General features: G+C 47.9%; 15 protein-coding genes. 6 read left to right on the top strand and 9 right to left on the bottom strand.

Annotated features, from left to right (window positions below):
• The first annotated feature begins 14 nt into the window (after nucleotides 1–14).
• From HHL16_RS09695 to HHL16_RS09705, 3 genes are read left to right on the top strand one after another with little or no spacing between them, the layout of a single operon-like run.
• Nucleotides 15–1,037, top strand: a complete 1,023-nt coding sequence (locus HHL16_RS09695) for a sugar kinase (RefSeq protein WP_169424918.1) — start codon at nucleotides 15–17, stop codon at nucleotides 1,035–1,037.
• Nucleotides 1,030–1,689 (top strand): bifunctional 4-hydroxy-2-oxoglutarate aldolase/2-dehydro-3-deoxy-phosphogluconate aldolase, encoded by a 660-nt coding sequence (gene eda / locus HHL16_RS09700; RefSeq protein WP_169424919.1) that lies wholly within the window; start codon nucleotides 1,030–1,032, stop codon nucleotides 1,687–1,689. The genes HHL16_RS09695 and eda overlap by 8 nt, the downstream gene beginning before the upstream one ends.
• A 43-nt stretch (nucleotides 1,690–1,732) precedes the next feature.
• Complete coding sequence (locus tag HHL16_RS09705; protein WP_169424920.1) at nucleotides 1,733–3,031, top strand: MFS transporter; 1,299 nt, start codon at nucleotides 1,733–1,735, stop codon at nucleotides 3,029–3,031.
• Here the strand turns inward: HHL16_RS09705 and HHL16_RS09710 are convergent.
• The 8 genes from HHL16_RS09710 to HHL16_RS09745 all read right to left on the bottom strand — a co-directional run bounded on the left by HHL16_RS09710 (nucleotide 2,973) and on the right by HHL16_RS09745 (nucleotide 13,082).
• Nucleotides 2,973–3,617 (bottom strand): Crp/Fnr family transcriptional regulator, encoded by a 645-nt coding sequence (locus HHL16_RS09710; RefSeq protein ID WP_169424921.1) that lies wholly within the window; start codon nucleotides 3,615–3,617, stop codon nucleotides 2,973–2,975. The two genes, HHL16_RS09705 and HHL16_RS09710, sit on opposite strands and share 59 nt — an antisense overlap.
• 286 nt (nucleotides 3,618–3,903) lie before the next feature.
• Nucleotides 3,904–4,410 (bottom strand): DinB family protein, encoded by a 507-nt coding sequence (locus tag HHL16_RS09715; RefSeq protein ID WP_169424922.1) that lies wholly within the window; start codon nucleotides 4,408–4,410, stop codon nucleotides 3,904–3,906.
• 91 nt (nucleotides 4,411–4,501) lie between these two features.
• Nucleotides 4,502–6,415, bottom strand: a complete 1,914-nt coding sequence (locus HHL16_RS09720; RefSeq protein WP_169424923.1) for a gamma-glutamyltransferase — start codon at nucleotides 6,413–6,415, stop codon at nucleotides 4,502–4,504.
• 36 nt (nucleotides 6,416–6,451) lie between these two features.
• Nucleotides 6,452–7,195, bottom strand: a complete 744-nt coding sequence (locus tag HHL16_RS09725; protein WP_169424924.1) for a tetratricopeptide repeat protein — start codon at nucleotides 7,193–7,195, stop codon at nucleotides 6,452–6,454.
• Between the two features lie 121 nt (nucleotides 7,196–7,316).
• On the bottom strand, nucleotides 7,317–10,778 hold the full coding sequence (locus HHL16_RS09730; protein WP_169424925.1) for a T9SS type A sorting domain-containing protein: 3,462 nt from the start codon (nucleotides 10,776–10,778) through the stop codon (nucleotides 7,317–7,319).
• A gap of 48 nt (nucleotides 10,779–10,826) precedes the next feature.
• Entirely contained in the window at nucleotides 10,827–11,555 is a 729-nt protein-coding gene (locus HHL16_RS09735) for a LytTR family DNA-binding domain-containing protein (RefSeq protein ID WP_169424926.1), read from the bottom strand.
• A 152-nt stretch (nucleotides 11,556–11,707) separates the two neighbouring features.
• Nucleotides 11,708–12,475, bottom strand: coding sequence for a carboxypeptidase-like regulatory domain-containing protein (locus tag HHL16_RS09740; protein ID WP_169424927.1), 768 nt, complete (start codon nucleotides 12,473–12,475; stop codon nucleotides 11,708–11,710).
• A 193-nt stretch (nucleotides 12,476–12,668) separates the two neighbouring features.
• Nucleotides 12,669–13,082: an SRPBCC domain-containing protein gene (locus HHL16_RS09745; RefSeq protein WP_169424928.1), complete on the bottom strand. Its 414-nt coding sequence runs from the start codon at nucleotides 13,080–13,082 to the stop codon at nucleotides 12,669–12,671.
• Between the two features lie 239 nt (nucleotides 13,083–13,321).
• Between HHL16_RS09745 and HHL16_RS09750 the strand changes: the two genes are divergently transcribed.
• From HHL16_RS09750 to HHL16_RS09760, 3 genes are read left to right on the top strand one after another with little or no spacing between them, the layout of a single operon-like run.
• The gene (locus tag HHL16_RS09750) at nucleotides 13,322–13,876 is read left to right on the top strand and encodes a dihydrofolate reductase family protein (RefSeq protein WP_169424929.1); all 555 of its coding nucleotides are present in this window, start codon (nucleotides 13,322–13,324) and stop codon (nucleotides 13,874–13,876) included.
• A 9-nt stretch (nucleotides 13,877–13,885) separates the two neighbouring features.
• Nucleotides 13,886–14,230: a YciI family protein gene (locus tag HHL16_RS09755; RefSeq protein WP_169424930.1), complete on the top strand. Its 345-nt coding sequence runs from the start codon at nucleotides 13,886–13,888 to the stop codon at nucleotides 14,228–14,230.
• 4 nt (nucleotides 14,231–14,234) lie between these two features.
• Complete coding sequence (locus HHL16_RS09760; RefSeq protein ID WP_169424931.1) at nucleotides 14,235–15,476, top strand: DUF6596 domain-containing protein; 1,242 nt, start codon at nucleotides 14,235–14,237, stop codon at nucleotides 15,474–15,476.
• A 41-nt stretch (nucleotides 15,477–15,517) separates the two neighbouring features.
• Here HHL16_RS09760 and HHL16_RS09765 read toward each other — a convergent pair whose 3' ends face one another.
• Nucleotides 15,518–15,952 (bottom strand): PepSY-like domain-containing protein, encoded by a 435-nt coding sequence (locus HHL16_RS09765; protein WP_169424932.1) that lies wholly within the window; start codon nucleotides 15,950–15,952, stop codon nucleotides 15,518–15,520.
• Nucleotides 15,953–16,709 lie beyond the last annotated feature (757 nt).

Raw genomic sequence — 16,709 nt, forward strand, 5'->3', positions numbered from 1 at the left:
GATTAGTAGCAAGTATGAATAAAAAAGTTTCTTGTTTCGGAGAACTGCTGTTAAGGCTTTCACCAGTGCTCGACAGGCAGTGGATACACTCGGCTTCCATGCCGGTGTTCGTAGGAGGAGCAGAGCTGAATGTAGCAACTGCACTCGCTAAATGGAACCTGCCGGTAGAGTACAGCACGGCGCTTCCGGACAATTACCTTTCCCGCGAGATCTGCGAGCATATTGCTCAGAAAAATATCGGCATCCGTCCCATTCAGTTTTCGGGAGAGCGCATCGGCACTTACTATCTGCCACAGGGCACCGACCTCAAGAACGGAGGCGTGATCTACGACAGAAAGTATTCTTCTTTCGGTAGCCTCAAACCCGGAATGATCGACTGGGACGAAGTATTGCGCGATGTGCGCTGGTTCCATTTCAGCGCTATCAGTCCGGCGCTTACCGAAGATGTAGCCGCTGTTTGCCGCGAAGGTGCAGCAGCTGCTGCAGCCAAAGGCATCACAGTGAGCATCGATCTTAACTTCCGTGCCAGCCTCTGGAAATATGGAAAGAAGCCGGCGGAAATTATGCCTTCACTCGTTGAATATTGCGATGTAGTGATGGGCAATATCTGGGCAGCGAATTCACTGCTCGGTATCGAAGTAGATCCGGAGATTCACCTGCATGGCAACAAGCATGATTTTCTGGCGCATGCCACCAAAACAGCTGTAGCGATGCAGAAGCGATTCCCTAAAGTGAAAACGATTGCCAACACTTTCCGTTTCGATCAGGGAGATGGAGGTATTCTGTACTACGCATCATTGGATACAGCAGGGCAGCAATATCATTCAACAGAACTGGTAGCTGCCAGGATCGTAGACAAAGTAGGAAGTGGTGATTGCTTCATGGCTGGCCTCATCTACGGACTCTATCACAAACATGCGCCGCAGGAAGTGATAGAAACCGCTGCCAATGCAGCTTTCGGCAAACTCATGGAAAAGGGAGATGCCACTAATCAGGACATGGAAACAATCAAAAAAAGAATAAGTGCTCATGGATAAGAACAAAGCGATCATTAAAATGATCAAGGGCCAGGGTCTCATCCCGCTCTATTTCCACCCGGATACCCAAACCTGTATCGATGTAATGAAGGCATTGTACGCAGGTGGTGTTCGCGTTGTGGAGTTTACCAACAGAGGTGCAGAAGCGTTGGATAATTTCGAAGCGATGCTGAAAGTGCGCGACAAAGAATGTCATGAACTGCTGTTGGGTATCGGTACCATCAAAACCAAAAAAGATGCGAAGGCATTCATGAAGGCAGGAGCCGATTTCATCATCGCTCCCGGCATCATCGAGGAAGTTGCAGAAACTGTTCACAAGGAAGACATGCTTTGGATTCCTGGTTGCATGACCACAACCGAGATCATGAAAGCCGAACAGGCTGGTGCATCGCTGATCAAACTGTTTCCCGGAAATCTGCTCGGTCCCGGTTTTATGAGCGCTATCCGCGAACTCTTTCCAGAGCTGCTTTTCATGCCAACCGGTGGAGTGGAAGCAGAGAAAGGAAATCTCAGCGCCTGGTTCAAGAGTGGCGTATGCGCTGTTGGAATGGGAAGCAAGCTGATCACCAAATCCGTTTTAGAAGAGAAAAAATATGATGAGCTTACAGCAGCTGCGAAGCAGGCATTGCAACTCATCAGTGAAGTAAGATAGAGGTGTCTTACTGAGTTCATTCAACACAACCAAAACCCTTCACATGCAGCAAGCCATTGGAAAGTACAGATGGACCATCTGTGCACTGGTATTCTTCGCCACCACAATCAATTACCTGGACCGTCAGGTGATCAGTCTCGTAAAAGGATACGTGGAGAAAGAGTTCAACTGGACGGAAATTGATTATGCCAATATCACGGTAGCATTCCAGCTTTCCTATGCACTTGCAATGCTGGGAGTGGGCCGGTTGATAGACAGGCTGGGAACCAGACTCGGTTATGCGGCATCGCTCATCGCATGGAGTGTGGCAGCTATCGGCCATGGTCTCATCAACAGCACCGGTGGTTTCTTTGTGGCGCGTGCTGCATTGGGTGTAACGGAAGCAGGCAACTTTCCTGCTGCCATCAAAACAACCGCTGAATGGTTTCCGAAAAAGGAGAGAGCGCTGGCAACAGGCATCTTCAATTCAGGTTCCAATATCGGCGCCATCATTGCTCCACTCACGGTTCCGTTTATTGCAGAAGCACTGAACTGGCGTTGGGCGTTTATGATCACAGGTGCAGTAGGTCTTATCTGGCTGATCTTCTGGTTCTGGTTGTACGAAGTACCTGCACGCAGCAAAAGACTCAGTAAAGAAGAATACGATTACATCCACTCCGATGAAGATGAAAAGCAGGAGCAGGCAAATGATACCGGCGCTAAAGTAAGCTGGGGCAAATTGCTGAGCTATAAACAAACCTGGGCATTCGCACTCGGTAAATTCATGACGGATGGCATCTGGTGGTTCTATCTTTTCTGGCTGCCCGACTTCCTCAAAAAACAATACGGACTTACCAATACCGAAATAGCATTACCGGTTGCGATTGTGTACACCATCGCTGCATTCGGAAGCATTTTCGGAGGATGGGTTCCTGCCAATCTGATGAAGAAAGGCTGGCCTGTTTTCAAAGCGAGAAAAACTTCCATGTTCGTATATGCATGCTGCGTATTGCCGGTTGTGTTTGCACAAACGCTCGGCGCCATCGATATGTGGTTTGCGGTGCTGATCATCGGATTGGCTGCTGCAGCGCATCAGGCATGGAGCGCCAATATCTTCACTACCGTTTCGGATATGTTCCCCAAGAAAACTGTTGCCAGCATCACCGGAATCGGTGGCATGGCAGGTGGATTGGGTGGCATCCTGATCGCAAAGAGTGCAGGTTACCTGTTCCAATACTACAAGGAACTGGGGCATATCACCACCGGATATATGATCATGTTCGTGATCTGCGGAGTAGCCTATCTTACAGCATGGCTGGTAATGCACTGGCTGGTTCCGAAAATGAAGCGAGTAGAGCTATAATTGAAGAATTCATCGAAGCTATTTTATTACCCGCGCGTATACGGCTCAACGTTACCTGAGTAACTCCAAGATAAGAAGCGATATATCCCAGCTGCACACGGCGGATCAGATGCGGGTTCTGATCCAGCAGTTGCTGGTAGCGGGTTGCAGCCGGTAAACTTTGCTGCACCACAAATGCCTGCTCCGTTCTGATGAGCTCGTATTCTGCGAGCTTGCGACCCCAGTTGGAGATTTCGATATTGGTAGAGTAGAGTTCCTGCAGATTCTCCTGGCTGATGCTGTAGAGCACGGAATCTTCGAGCAGTTCAACCGTTTCATAACCGGGCTTGTTGGCCACATAGCTGAAATAACTGATGGCCACATCTCCTTCGGCACCGAACCAGTAAGTGATCTCTTTATTATCCCTCACCGAGAATGCACGCGCCATACCCTTTTCGATAAAATACAATTGTGAACCGGTCCTTCCTTCACGGAACAACTGATGTCCTTTGGGCAGGTTAACCTGTTCGAGATGGGAAATGAATAATTCGAAAGCTTCAGATGAAAGCGGGTATAGCGATTGAATCTTGTGTAGGGTATTTCTCACGTTACGGGCACGACTGTTTTACACACGGAGCTTTCCGGCAAGCCGTAGAGTTGCAATATAATGAACCTTCATGAAAAGATGGTCAGCAGTGACCGAGCAACCAGTATAAAAACAAAAAGAGCAGGATAGTGCCAACGCAGCCCCCGCCCAATTTCCAGGCTCCATAGCCTGCCAGTAAAGTTCTAAGCCAGTTTTGCATATCAGCGTTTTTTATGATGATGTTAACGGATCAATTCTAAAAAATCGTGCCATGCAAAACCGGCTCAGGACTGATATTAATTATTGATTAAAGTCCCAGTTCATCAGCGCTTGGTCCGTAGCTGCCGGGGATCGGAATATCCAGCAGGCGGAGATAAACGCCCAGTTGTGCACGGTGGTGAATGCTCTGATTCAAACTTCCTCGGATCATTTCGCCTTTAGGACTGTTCACCCAAACCTGATCGCCATTGCGAAGGGTCCACATCGGCTTCAGATCTTCGTCGGTAGCTGTTTCCATTACTTCCTGGCTTTTCTTCAGACTCTTTTCGAAGAATGCGAGAATGTCTTCTCTGCTTTCGATCGGAGGATAAGCGTATTCAGAACCTGCTACACTCTGCAAATCCAGTTCGGTTGTTGTGATTGCCATATGCGTCCAGCCTGGAATTTCAGCTACGTGAGTGGCCAGGTGTTTCAATGACATGCTCTTTGGATGCGGCTTCCAGTCGAATTTATCTACAGGTACGAGTTCAAGGAACTTGCGTGTGATAGTTGCCTCTTCATTCAGATTCTGGAGGAGTGTTTTTGCCTGGTACATAGTATTTGTGTTTTTGTTGATTGTGATACAAACTTACTATGCCCCAGTGACAGCCTTATGTCAGTAGCTGACAGTGGCAGTAAAAATATTTTTACCAGCCGATACCGTAATCTTCTCCATGGTTCGAACTGCCTCCCCAGAATGTGCCGTGCTGCCAGTCGAAATAAATGGCATTGATCGGTCCACTGGTTCTGTCGTCGAAGCTGAGCGTATAACCCATTTGCTTCAATGTGTTTCTTACAGCTTCGGGTGTGTTGTTCTTTAATAGTATATGTCCGGGCCGGGGTTGACGGTCTTTTTCTTTGGTGCCGCCGAGCGATAACCAAAGCTGATTGCTGTTGATATTGGCGGCTTCGGTGGCTTGCTGAACGGTCATACCGAACTCAACTATGTTCAGGAAGAATTGAAGCAGGTTCTGATCCTGTGTATCGCCACCCTGTACGGCAAATGACAGGAAGGGTTTGCCATCTTTCAAGGCCAGGCTGGGGGTGAGTGTCACACGCGGACGTTTGCCAGGCTCCACCACATTGAATGGATTGAGTTGCGGATTGGTGACGAAGCTCTGCATACGCTGACTCATGCCAACACCGGTTCTGCCGGCGATGCAGGCGGGTATCCAGCCACCGCTGGGTGTGATGCTGACAACCCATCCTTCTTCATCGGCAGCTTCAACGGAGGTGGTGCCGCGCCAGAGGCGATCCTGATACAATGAATCTTCTGTATAACTGTGATGATTATACGCAGTACTGTTCCTTACATCATGCCCGGGAAGAAATTGCGGATTGGATCTGTTGCTGGTATCGATGAGCAATCCTCTTTGCTTCAGCAGATCGAGGTAAGGGTTCTGCTTCCCTTCAAAAGGATAGGGGTCGCCGGGGCCGGCCACTGCATCATTTTTATCTGCACTGATGAGGCCGGCACGTTGACGGGCATAGGCTTTCGACAATAATCCCTTCATTGGTTCTTCGGGAGGGAAGTAGGGATCGCCATAATAAAAATCACGATCTGCAAATGCCAGGTTCATCGACTGATACACGGTATGAATGTATTGCGCTGAGTTGTAGCCCATCGATTTCAGGTCGAAGTTTTCGAGTATGTTCAATGCCTGCAGCATCGACGGACCCTGCGTCCACTGAGAAAGTTTGAAAACATCGATGCCTTTGTAATTGGTATGAATGGGCGCTTCTTCTTTTATTTTGTAATTGGCGAGATCGGCGAGTGTGATCAATCCGCCCTGCTCCTGACTTCCTCTCACAAATTCTTTGGCTATATCGCCGCGGTAGAATCTTTCGGAAGCCGCGTAGATGGCTTCTTTCCGGCTCTTCTTCTGTTTGAGTGCGAGTTGTTCTGCGTCTACCATTTTCTGCAAAGTGGCCAGGAGGTCGCGCTGAACAAAAACTTCACCGGCTTCAGGCGCTTCGCGTTGTGCACCGGAATGTGTGAGAAATACTGCTTTGGAATAGGGCCATTCTTTGATGCGTGCTTTTGCACGTTCGATGCTGTTGGCGGTCTGTGCTTCGATGGGATATCCGGCTGCGAGTTGCATGGCAGGTGCCAGTACTTCTTTGAGGCTTTTGGTTCCGTACTCGGCCAGCATGTAACAGAGTCCGGCAGGTGTGCCTGGTGTGAGAGCCGCCTGCGGGCCGAATTCAGGAGGGAAATCCTGTCCCTGTTTTTTGAAGAAATCAGCGGTAGCGCCCGTGGGTGCAACACCGAGGGCATTGATGCCGATCACTTTTTTTGTCCTGGGATTGTAGATGAGGGCCTGCGTTTCTCCGCCCCAGCTCAGCACATCCCACATGGTGCAGGTAGCGGCGAGCATGGCACATGCGGCATCAACGGCATTGCCACCATTCTGAAAAACCATGCTGCCCGCAGTTGCTGCGAGCGGTTTGCCCGTGATGGCCATCCAGTGTTTTCCGTGCAGGGGTGGTTTCTGCGTTTGTTGCGCAGATAGGTTAAGGGTGGCAGCCAGCAGGCAGCCGAGCAGTGGTATCCGTTTCATACATATTAAGGTACCACATTTTACCGGCTTGAGAAATCAGGATTGCATTTTCTTCAGGGCCTCGCGGCTCAGCTGGAACCATTCGCGGTTGCCCGATTTTTCGCGGGCGCTGAGATGGTCAGCCTCATCCACTATCTGCTGAAGCTGCTGACGGGCTTCTGCCGTGCGTTCTGCTTTCTGGAGAAAGATGCCGTAGTTGTAGCGGGCTTCGTAATTGGAGAATTGTCCGTTCATCTGACGGAACTCCTTTTCGGAAGCTGCCTCATCGCCGCAATAGGCAAGTGACAGCGCATAGAGCATATGCACTCTCTTGCGGGCAAACTGCGGAAGGGTAATGAGCGGACGCGCCATGGTGATCACTTCTTCGTATCGGCCCTGATTGAAGTAGGCCTGCACGAGTTGTCCACGCACGTGTTCGTTCTCGGTGAAGTTGCCGGTGAGACTGCCTTCGTAGAGCTGAACGGCTTTGTCCGTTTGTCCGGATGCGAGATAAGCATCTGCCAGTGCAATCCGGTTATTGAAAGTATCGGAGAAGCGGAGATTGTTTTCGAGTTTGCTGATATGTCCACCAGGATTGAGTACGGTATTCAGTCCGCTCTGCACCTGCTGCACGCTGCCACGATTGAACATTTCAGTAAAGATGTAAACGAGGCAGCCGATCACGGGAAGGAACACGATCATCCAGATCCATTTCTGGTGAGTATTCTTGCGAAGGGCATGGATTACGCAGATAGCCTGCAAACCGATAATGATGTAATAATAGTTGTCAGCGAAAAACATGGATGCTCAGGGTAGTTTTTGTTAGCACAACAAAAAAAAGAAAGATTCCTGAGATTCCCCAATTACCAAAAAAAATCCCGCTCCAGGAATGGAGCAGGATGTATTTGTAAATCGCCCTGGTCTAAAATTTTATCAGTGGCAGGCTGTATTGCTGTGCCGTAGTTCGTATTACGAGATAATGTAATCCGGGATGAAGCTGCGCAATGGAAATGTTTTCTCCTTTGCGGATCTGACGGATCGAAATCAGTTTACCCGAAGCATCGGAGATGCTCAATGTGGCGTTTGGAATATTGCCCGGCCAGTAGAGCACTATATTGTCCTTAGCCGGATTCGGATATACCGAAGCGTTAGCTTCATTGGAGGACTGTTTGTAAGTGATGCTTACGATTTTGGAATAAGAGGAAGCACCATCGATATCCACCTGTCTGATCCTGTAGAGGTATCTGCCATTCTGTGGCGCCAGATCCGTGAAGCTGTACTGCTTTTCGTTATTGCTGTTTCCGGATGCAGGCTGCTGGCCGATCTGTGTGTAATGTGTGCCATCATCACTTCTTTCTATTTCAAATCTGGCTGTATTGATCTCCTGCGTTGTTGCCCAGTTGAGACGAATGCCATTGGCAGCAGCATTTGCTGTGAACGATTTCCAGGTGAGCGGCAATGAGCCGCCCGCGATGGCAGAAGCAGTGAGCACTTCAGTTCGGTTGTACACGGGAGCTTTGCTTCCGTTGTATTCGAATACGCTGAAGTAATATTTTTTGCCTGCTGTAAGGTTGGTGACTGTAACGGTGTTGCTGCTGCCTGCATATACCACATAGGAGCCGGTTTCGAGCTGGGAGCCATTGGTCATTACATCTGAGGCAGGGTATGCGCTGAGGTCTGCAGGTGATGCAGTGATGGCAGATCCTTCGCGTGCAACGATCAATCTTTCCTGTCCGCTTCCTTTGTTTATTGTTATTGTGAGACTGGTACCGGTTCCGGCAGTTTTGAAATCAGTGGCGCCTGTCGATGGCGGAGCTGCTGTGGCAAAATTTGCAGTAAGCACCGAACTGGTGAGATACTTGTATCCTGTACCATCGGTATTGTATTCGAATACGGAAAGATGATATGGCTGATTGGGCTGCAGGTTGGTAATGTCCACAGATTCGCCATTGTTGTTGTACACGATATATTCTCCGGGTTTTACAGCAGTGCCTGACCCGAAATTTGCATTGGCAGTGTAACTGCTTCCGTCGGCCGGTGTGAAACTCACGGCTGATCCCTGTTTCATCACTACCAATCTTTTTGTGCCGCTTCCTTTTTTGAAGGAGAAACTGAATGCATTTCCTTCCACTGCCGATACCGAAGCTTTGGTAGCCGGCGTAACTGGCGTAGTCAATGGAGGCGTGCCGGCTGTGGTGAAACTCACCGATGTACCCGGACGAAGATACATCGGACCCGTATTGCCATTGTATTCAAACAGCGTAACAGTGTAGTTGGTGCCGGGCTGCAGTCCATAGATTATGCCGGTAATGCCGGTAGTTTTTGTCACCACATAATTGCCCGGTCCCATGGGAGTGCCGGTACCGTAAGTCCCGTATGTATAGGATTTAAGATCCTCCGGTTCAACTGCAGCAACAGCGGTTTCTCTTACGATGGCCATTCTCGAATAACCTGAACCTGCCTTGCAGGTAAATGTTGCCTGATTATTCTGGATGCCAGAGATCACCAGATTGGATGATGGATCAGCAGGTGTTTTCAATGTGGTGAAACTTGATGTTGCAAATGAACTCAACAGATAATCCGGTTGACCGGCAGGAGTGAGGTTGTAATCGAAGATCGCCAGATGATAGGTTGAATTCGGATCGAGTGTGGTGATTTCTGCAGCGTTAGATGATCCATCGTACACTACAAACTCTCCGGGCAGAATGGCGGTGCCTGTTCCGAAAACCTTCTGTGCGTTGTAAGTGGCGCCGTCAGTGGGTTTGGCTGTAACAGCGCTTCCTTTCTTAGCAATCACAATTCTTCTTGCACCGTTGCCTGAACTCCAGTTGGTGTACACATAATTGCCTTCGATTGAAATATAACCGATGCCGGCGCTGGCGTTGGTTGGTTCCGAAGGAGTAGTGAAACTGGTAGTTATTGGTGGGCGTGCATAAGCAGGATGATACATGCCGTTGTACTCCCAAACCGCTACGTGATAAGTAGTGGCCGCTTTCAGATTGGACACAGTGAGACTATTGTTGTTCCAGCTGCTCACAGCAAAGTTGCCCGGAGTAACTGCAGAACCTGCACTTCCGAATGCAGTATTGCTGTTGTAGTATTTCAGATCTGTGGGATCTGCATCCACAGCAGAACCTTCTTTCACAACAAAAAGCCGGTAACCGCCATCGCCCGCTGCACAGGTGAGGGTAGCTCCTGTTCCTGTGATATTTGATGCAGAAAGCCCGGAAGCCTGTCTCGTTGGAGTTACAGCGGTAGAGCCACTTCCCGTGAGATAAGAACTGGTGAGATAGTAAGTGTTGGTGCCGGTTCCATCAAATTCAAATACTGCATAATGATAGACAGTATTGGGTTCGAGATTGCTTACCACAAGCGAGTTGAAACCAGAATTGCTGAGCACAAATTCGCCAGGTTTGATAGCCGGACCGCTCCCGAAAGAAGGATTGGCCTGGTAGTCTTCCCCGTTGATGGGTATTGCAGATACCGGTGCTCCCTTGCGGCCGATCACCAGTCTTCTGGTTCCTCCTCCATTGCTGAATGCAACAATATGCCTGTCTCCGTCGATGCTGGAGAAACTGAGTTTGGTGGGAGGAGATGCAGGTCCCGGCGCAGTTTTGAAACTGCTTCGCAGCGCGGGTTTCAGGAACATCGGAAAGAATCCGCCGTTGTATTCGTAAATCGCCACATGATACGTAGTATTCGGTTCGAGACCCGTAGTGGTTACAGAAGTTGCTGCCGACGACATAATGGTGTAGTTGCCGGTTCCTACTGTACTGCCACTGCCGAAGTTGGCATTTTCGGTGTAGTAGGTAAGATCGGTAGGATCCTGCGTTACTGCATTGTCTTTACGCATCACCACAATGCGTTTTGTTCCGTCTCCTTTGGCGATATCCAGTTTAGCTGTGGTGCCGGTAATATTGGAGAAACCAATGGTGGTCGCCTGTGATGTTGGTGCTGATACAGTGAAGTAATCCGAAATGGCCGGCGTCATCAGAAACTCAGCAGTAGCGCCGGTTCCGTTGTATTCGAAAATGGCAATATGATAGGTTTTGCCGGGACTGAGATTGGTAACGGTGAGATTGGTGTAACTGCCATCGGCAACTACAAATTCACCCGGAGCCGTAAAGCCGGTTCCTGTAGTGGCGAAGCTGCTGTTGGCGAAATAAGTTTTGCCATTTTCGGGCAATCCGGAAACAGCGCTTCCTTCTTTTATCACTATGATTCGTTTATTGCCATTGCCGGCCGTAAAGCTGAATCCAATTCTGCTTCCTTCTGCAGGTGAAAAGACCCATTTGCTGGAAGTGACTGTAGGAGCGGCTGCCAGCAGCAACTGCACTTTCAGTAATGCACACAGGAATACTAAACAGGTAAAAATCTGTTTCATTTTTGCTTGCAATAATTTGATGATGGAATTGATTGAATGGTATGGAGCCTATTCGCCCAGCCAGCGCTTGAAGGCGGCTACTTTATCACGGCTGACGATGATCTCTTTTTCATACGGGGTATCGAGTACCAGTTTTATCCTTCCTCCAAAGTAGGCGTACATTTCTTTGATAGCATCGAAGCTCACGATGATGGCGCGGTTTACACGGAAGAATTTTTCGGGATCGAGCAACTCAGCGCTGAGCGTTTCGATGGAATGTTGCAGTATGTATTTTTTGTTCTGCCTGGTTTTGAAAAAACTCAAGCGTCCTTCAGAATAAAAAATAGCGATATCCGATGTGAGGATGCTGGCCAGTTTATCCCGCTGCTTCACCAGAAACCTCGGCTGGTATTGCGTTCGGGCGGCAGAAGCTGTTGCTGTAAGCAGATTGCCGGATTGCGGCGTGCAGAGCGCATGCCATGCATGCTGAACCTGCAGGAATTTTGCCGGAACCGTATCCTGTGCATATCCTTTGGAGCTTCCGGCTTCTTTGTAACAGTTGGTAAAGAGCAGCGGACTGTTCAGATGACCTTCACGGAGATAACGCATGGCTTTGTTGTTGAGCTGCAGAATATTCACCAGCAACAGATCGGGTTCTCCATGGCCTTTGATGTATTGCACAAATTCAAAGAAATCGGTGAAGTGATCGATGCTTTCCGCGCGGGCAGTGGATTGCAGAAGATCCATGCGAAGCCTGCTGGCGATCTTTTCTTCTTCTTCGATGATTACAACTTTCATAATGCTTTATTTGCGATGACTACACAAAATTAGTTTTCGTGCGTCTGGCGCAAATAGCATAATCATGCTAACAATGAGGAATGGGGAGGCCACACCCTGGCCAACCCCTTCCTCTCATGTGACAGAACACCGCTGATTGGTTAAGCAGTTGGTTATGGTTCGCGTACCAGATCTATCTTGATCCAGTATCTTGCTCCGTTTACTTTGCATGGCACGAAATCGCGTACCAGTTTCGCAACGTTGGCATCCGGAATGCCTTCCGTATAATCTCTGATGAACAGTGGCGTGTTTCCCTGCTTTGCAGTGATTTCGTATTTACCGATCGGCACATTCACTATCCAGCTTAGATTGCCATCGAGCTCGGCGGCAGTAGTGATGGTTTGCCCTGTGCTTCCATCGATCAGTGGCTGAAGCGGTTTAATGGTAATGTTCACTTTGCTCATGTCTACTCCATCTCCCGGATAGCTGGAGATAATGCCTCCATAGAAACTTCCAACGGTTCCGGGTGATGTGGATGGTTCTCTGCCGGTTTGCTTCAACACAAAATTGGTAACGCCTCCGTTGCTGCTCGAAAACACTTTATGGGCGTCTGGCTCAAGCACAAGCGAATATGCTTTACCGTTATAGCTGATGCTGTAAGTGCCTCCGGCAATCCAGTCCCCGATACCAGGTCCTGATGGAAGTTTTACGCTGTACTCGCCTTTGGCGTTGGTGGTAACAGTGAGGTTTTTGTTATAAGAAAATGTATTGCTGATAACAATCGTGGCGCCCTGCAATGGTTGTCCGGATGTATTGGTTACTTTTCCGCTGGCATAACCGGGCCCGCTGCTCTCTTCGTTTTTATTCTTGTCTTTTTTACTGCATGCCAGTACTGCTGCAGTAAGCAACAGTGCACCGGCGAGTTTGAATATCCGCTTCATCAATTTGATCATTTACCGGTAAAGCTATTGTGAGCAAGGGATGTGCAGAATTGAATTCGGCAGAATGATGCAGTAAGAGGAATGGAGTGCGTATTCGGGAGTTTGGACAGAAAACAGCTGAAAAAAAGTCCCGGCAATATTGCCGGGACTGTGCTACTTAAAGAAGATGTGTTTGTGTTATGTTGCTTCTTAATTAGTGGGTTTCAGCAAACTTTCTGAAGTTGTCCAGAATAGCCTGCCAGCCTGCGCGCTGCAGTTCTTCTGAATTCTCTGCTTCAGGGTCGAAAGATTCGGTAACTTTTACAGCGTTGCCTACAGGAGCAAAGTCGATAGTTACTTTTCTGCCGTCGCCGAGTGTATAGGCAATGCGTTCGTTTGTTTTCACTTCGTCGTACACACCTCCGAAATCGAAGCTGAAGCTGCCGTCTTTCGCTGCCATGGTGGTTTTGAATGATCCGCCAACTCTCAGATCGTTCTCAGCAGCAGGTGCATGCCAGTCTTCATTGGCGAATGCCCATCCTTTGATGCTTTCCGGTTCGTTGAAGTGTTTCCATACGTTGTTGATGTCTGAATTTACGGTGGTTTCGATGGTGATTGGTTGTTTCATGATTATGTTGTTTTGTTTGTTAACTGTTTGATTGTTTTGTGATGACACAAAGTTAGGTTGACTACTTCAAACCAACCGAGGCTGAATACGACTTAAGTAAGGCGATTTTGCGGCAATATGAACAACAACAGAAAAGAAAAGGTTGAACAGGAAAAAATTATCATGGTGGATGTCCGGAGTTTTATGGTCCGTTTGTTATGCCGTTGAACAAAACATCTGTAACAACAAAAAATGTAACCATGCGCAAACTGAAAGTATTCAATTTCCTTACCTTGAATGGCTATTACAAAGGCCCCGATGATGATATCAGCTGGAACAATCATGATCATGAAGAAAACGAACATGCGAAGAAGGGGCTCTATGCCGATAATATTCTACTGTTCGGACGAGTTACCTATGAAATGATGGCTGGCTTCTGGCCTACATCACAGGCGCTTCAGCAGATGCCTGAAATTGCAAAAGGAATGAACAGTGCAGAGAAAATTGTTTTCTCCAGCACGCTGAAGAATCCTCAGTGGGAGCATACGAGTGTGATCGGAAAAGATATAGTGTCCGCCATCAGGGCTATGAAACAAAGTGCAGGTAAGGATCTTACAATTCTCGGCAGTGGCAGCATCATATCGCAATTTGCAGATGCGGAACTGATAGATGAGTTTGAGCTCATGATCAATCCTGTTGCGCTCGGAAGCGGCACTTCGTTTTTGCACAATATCAAGAATACACTCAGTCTTCAGCTGATCACAACCAGAGTATTGAAGAACGGATGCATAGTGCTTAATTATCAACCTAAATAAACAGAACACATGCAAGACTATATTTTCTTTTTCAGATGGATGCAGGATTTGCAGCCTTCGCCCGAAGAAATGCAGGCAGCGCACAAAGATTGGATGAACTGGATTGAAACAATCATTGCCAGAAATCAACTGGCCGGACCAGGGAATAGTCTTGCTGCTTCGGGAAAAGTAATTCGCGCAAATGGTGTAGTAACGGATGGACCTTATGTTGAGATCAAAGAAGCGCTGGGCGGATTCATCACAGTAAGAGTAAATACGATGGAGGAAGCAGTTGAACTGGCACAGGCATGTCCGGTTGTGAAAGGAGGTGGAAGTCTTGAGATCAGACCAGTAGCCGGAGGTCCGGCCAAATAATAATATGTCAGCTGCGACGGACCATCTTATTCAAAGCCTGTACAGGACCGAGTACCGCAAAATAGTGTCGGTGCTGTGCAGGCGTTTTGGTTTGCAGCAGATAGAAGTGGCGGAAGATCTGGCGAGTGATACTTTTCTGATAGCTGCCAGAACATGGAAAGAAAAATCGGTGCCCTTGCATCCTGTTCCGTGGCTGCTGCATGTGGCGAAGAATCTAGCGCGCAATTATCTGCACAGGGCGGGATTGTTCGGATTAAAAGTATTGCCGTCGCTCGATCAGGAAACATGGTTGCCGGCGGAGGCGGAAATAGATCTTTCACCCGGCAATATCAATGACAGTCAGTTGCAGATGATGTTTGCCGTTTGTCATCCTGCAATACCGGTAACGGCACAGATCGGATTGAGTTTGCGGATACTCTGCGGATTCAATGTGGAAGAGATCGCCGAGGCATTTCTCACCAACACCGAAACAATTACCAAAAGACTAAGCAGGGCAAAAGCGAGGCTTCGTGAAAGCGGGTTCAGGTTGGAGTTTCCGGAAGAATCGGAGATAGAGGTCAGGCTTTCTTCAGTGTTGTCTGCCATTTACCTGTTATTCAACGAAGGGTATTCGTCGGCCTGCAACAATGCGGTACTGCGGAAAGAGCTTTGCATGGAGGCGATCAGATTATGCAGCATGCTTGCAGAGAACAGCCGCACTGGCAGGCCGGAAGTGTTTGCGCTTTTATCGCTGATGCATTTTCATGCATCCCGGTTCGATGCGCGGATGGCTGAACCTGGGCAGCTGATCCTGTACGATCAGCAGGATGTTGCTCTCTGGGATGCAGACCTCATCAGTAAAGGCAATTATTATCTGCGTTGCTCGGCGGCGGGAACTAAGGTTTCGAGGTATCATCTCGAAGCGGGTATTGGCTGGTGGCATACGCAACAGGCAGACACTTTGGAGAAATGGGGGCATATCTGGATTCTATATCAGCGCCTGCTGCAACAGGAATACTCACCGGTTGCGGCACTCAATGCTGTATTCGCATTATCTAAATGGAAAGGAAAGCAATTGGCAATTGCCGAAGCGGCAAAGTTGAAGATGAATGGAAACCTGCAATATCATATTCTGATGGGGTACCTGTATAGTGAAGATGATTGGTCGCAGGCGGCACATCATTACCGGCAGGCCATTGCAATGGCAAGAACGGACGCAACAAGACAGTTGCTTCAACAAAAACTCAGTAAGTCCGGAGGTGAATGATAAATATATATGTATAAAGAACCGGGGTAGCTGGCTGCGGATTACCAGCCTTGTGAGTTATCAGTCTTGCCATCGCGGGTGAAGACCAGTTTCTGGTCTTTAGGGCCATCGAGGTCTACTTCATAATATAGGTTGCCGTTTCTGGCGATGAGTTGTACATCATCGATCTTATATCCTTTGTATTGCTGGCGGATCACCTGGCGAACAGCCTGGGGGAGATGTGCAGCAGGGATATCCTTTTTATAGGCGATGAGTTTGCCTTTATCTTCAAGGAGTGCTTTATGATCGGTACGTTTTACTTCAAAAGCGGCCTGATAGTTAGCGCCTTTCTTTTCCCATTCTACATTATCGGCAGAGGGGAAATAACGTTTGAGGGTTTTTACAACGCCTGCAGGCACTTGTGAGGAGGGGATAGACTGGGAGAAAACCAAGGAGGAACACAGCATGGAAACGAAAAGCAGGAACATCAGCTTCATACAAATGGTTTTAAAAGTACAGTAAACGGGCCTGCGGTATAGGTAACAAGTTACAAAATCCTCCGGGCATTCTACAGGGCAGATAGAACTGCGGTAGAATGGGGGGAGGAATACGGCAGGAGTGATACATATATAATAGGAAGGAGGTGATTTCCCCTATGGAAGAAACAAATTTGAAAAAGGAGCAGATTTATTTGGAATGATGAAATAGAAACAGTTACCTTTGCAACCCGCTAAAAAACAAATAGTTCTTTACAATTAGCGGAAAGGTTCACGCAGAGAAAAAAGATGTAGAAAAGAGAAGAAAGATTTGGAGTGAATGATACAACTACATACCTTTGCAACCCGTTAGAAATCAAACAGTTCTTTACAATCTAACGAAATGGTTCAAAGGAAAAAGTACTAAAAAAATCTGAGAAAAAGTTTGGTGAGAATTGAAAAGCACGTATCTTTGCAACCCGCTAGAAAATAGCGACTTGAGTTCTTAGAAAAGCAAGAGGGTTGAAAAGAAAACGAACAAATTTTTGAAAGAAAATTTGGTGAGAATCAGAAAAGCACATACCTTTGCAACCCGTTAGAAAACAACCGGTTAGGTTGTTAGAAAACGAAAAGGGGTTTTGAAAAAGAGGGAGAAAAAGTGAAAAGAAATTTGGTGTGAATGATTCCTTCTCTTACCTTTGCAACCCATTCAAAATTAGCAAGTTCTTTAAATGTTGTTCGGTGGTAGATGAGGAGAAATGCTCTGGTAAAACGGAGT

Source organism: Pseudoflavitalea sp. G-6-1-2 (assembly GCF_012927185.1).
Taxonomy (GTDB): Bacteria; Bacteroidota; Bacteroidia; order Chitinophagales; family Chitinophagaceae; genus Pseudobacter.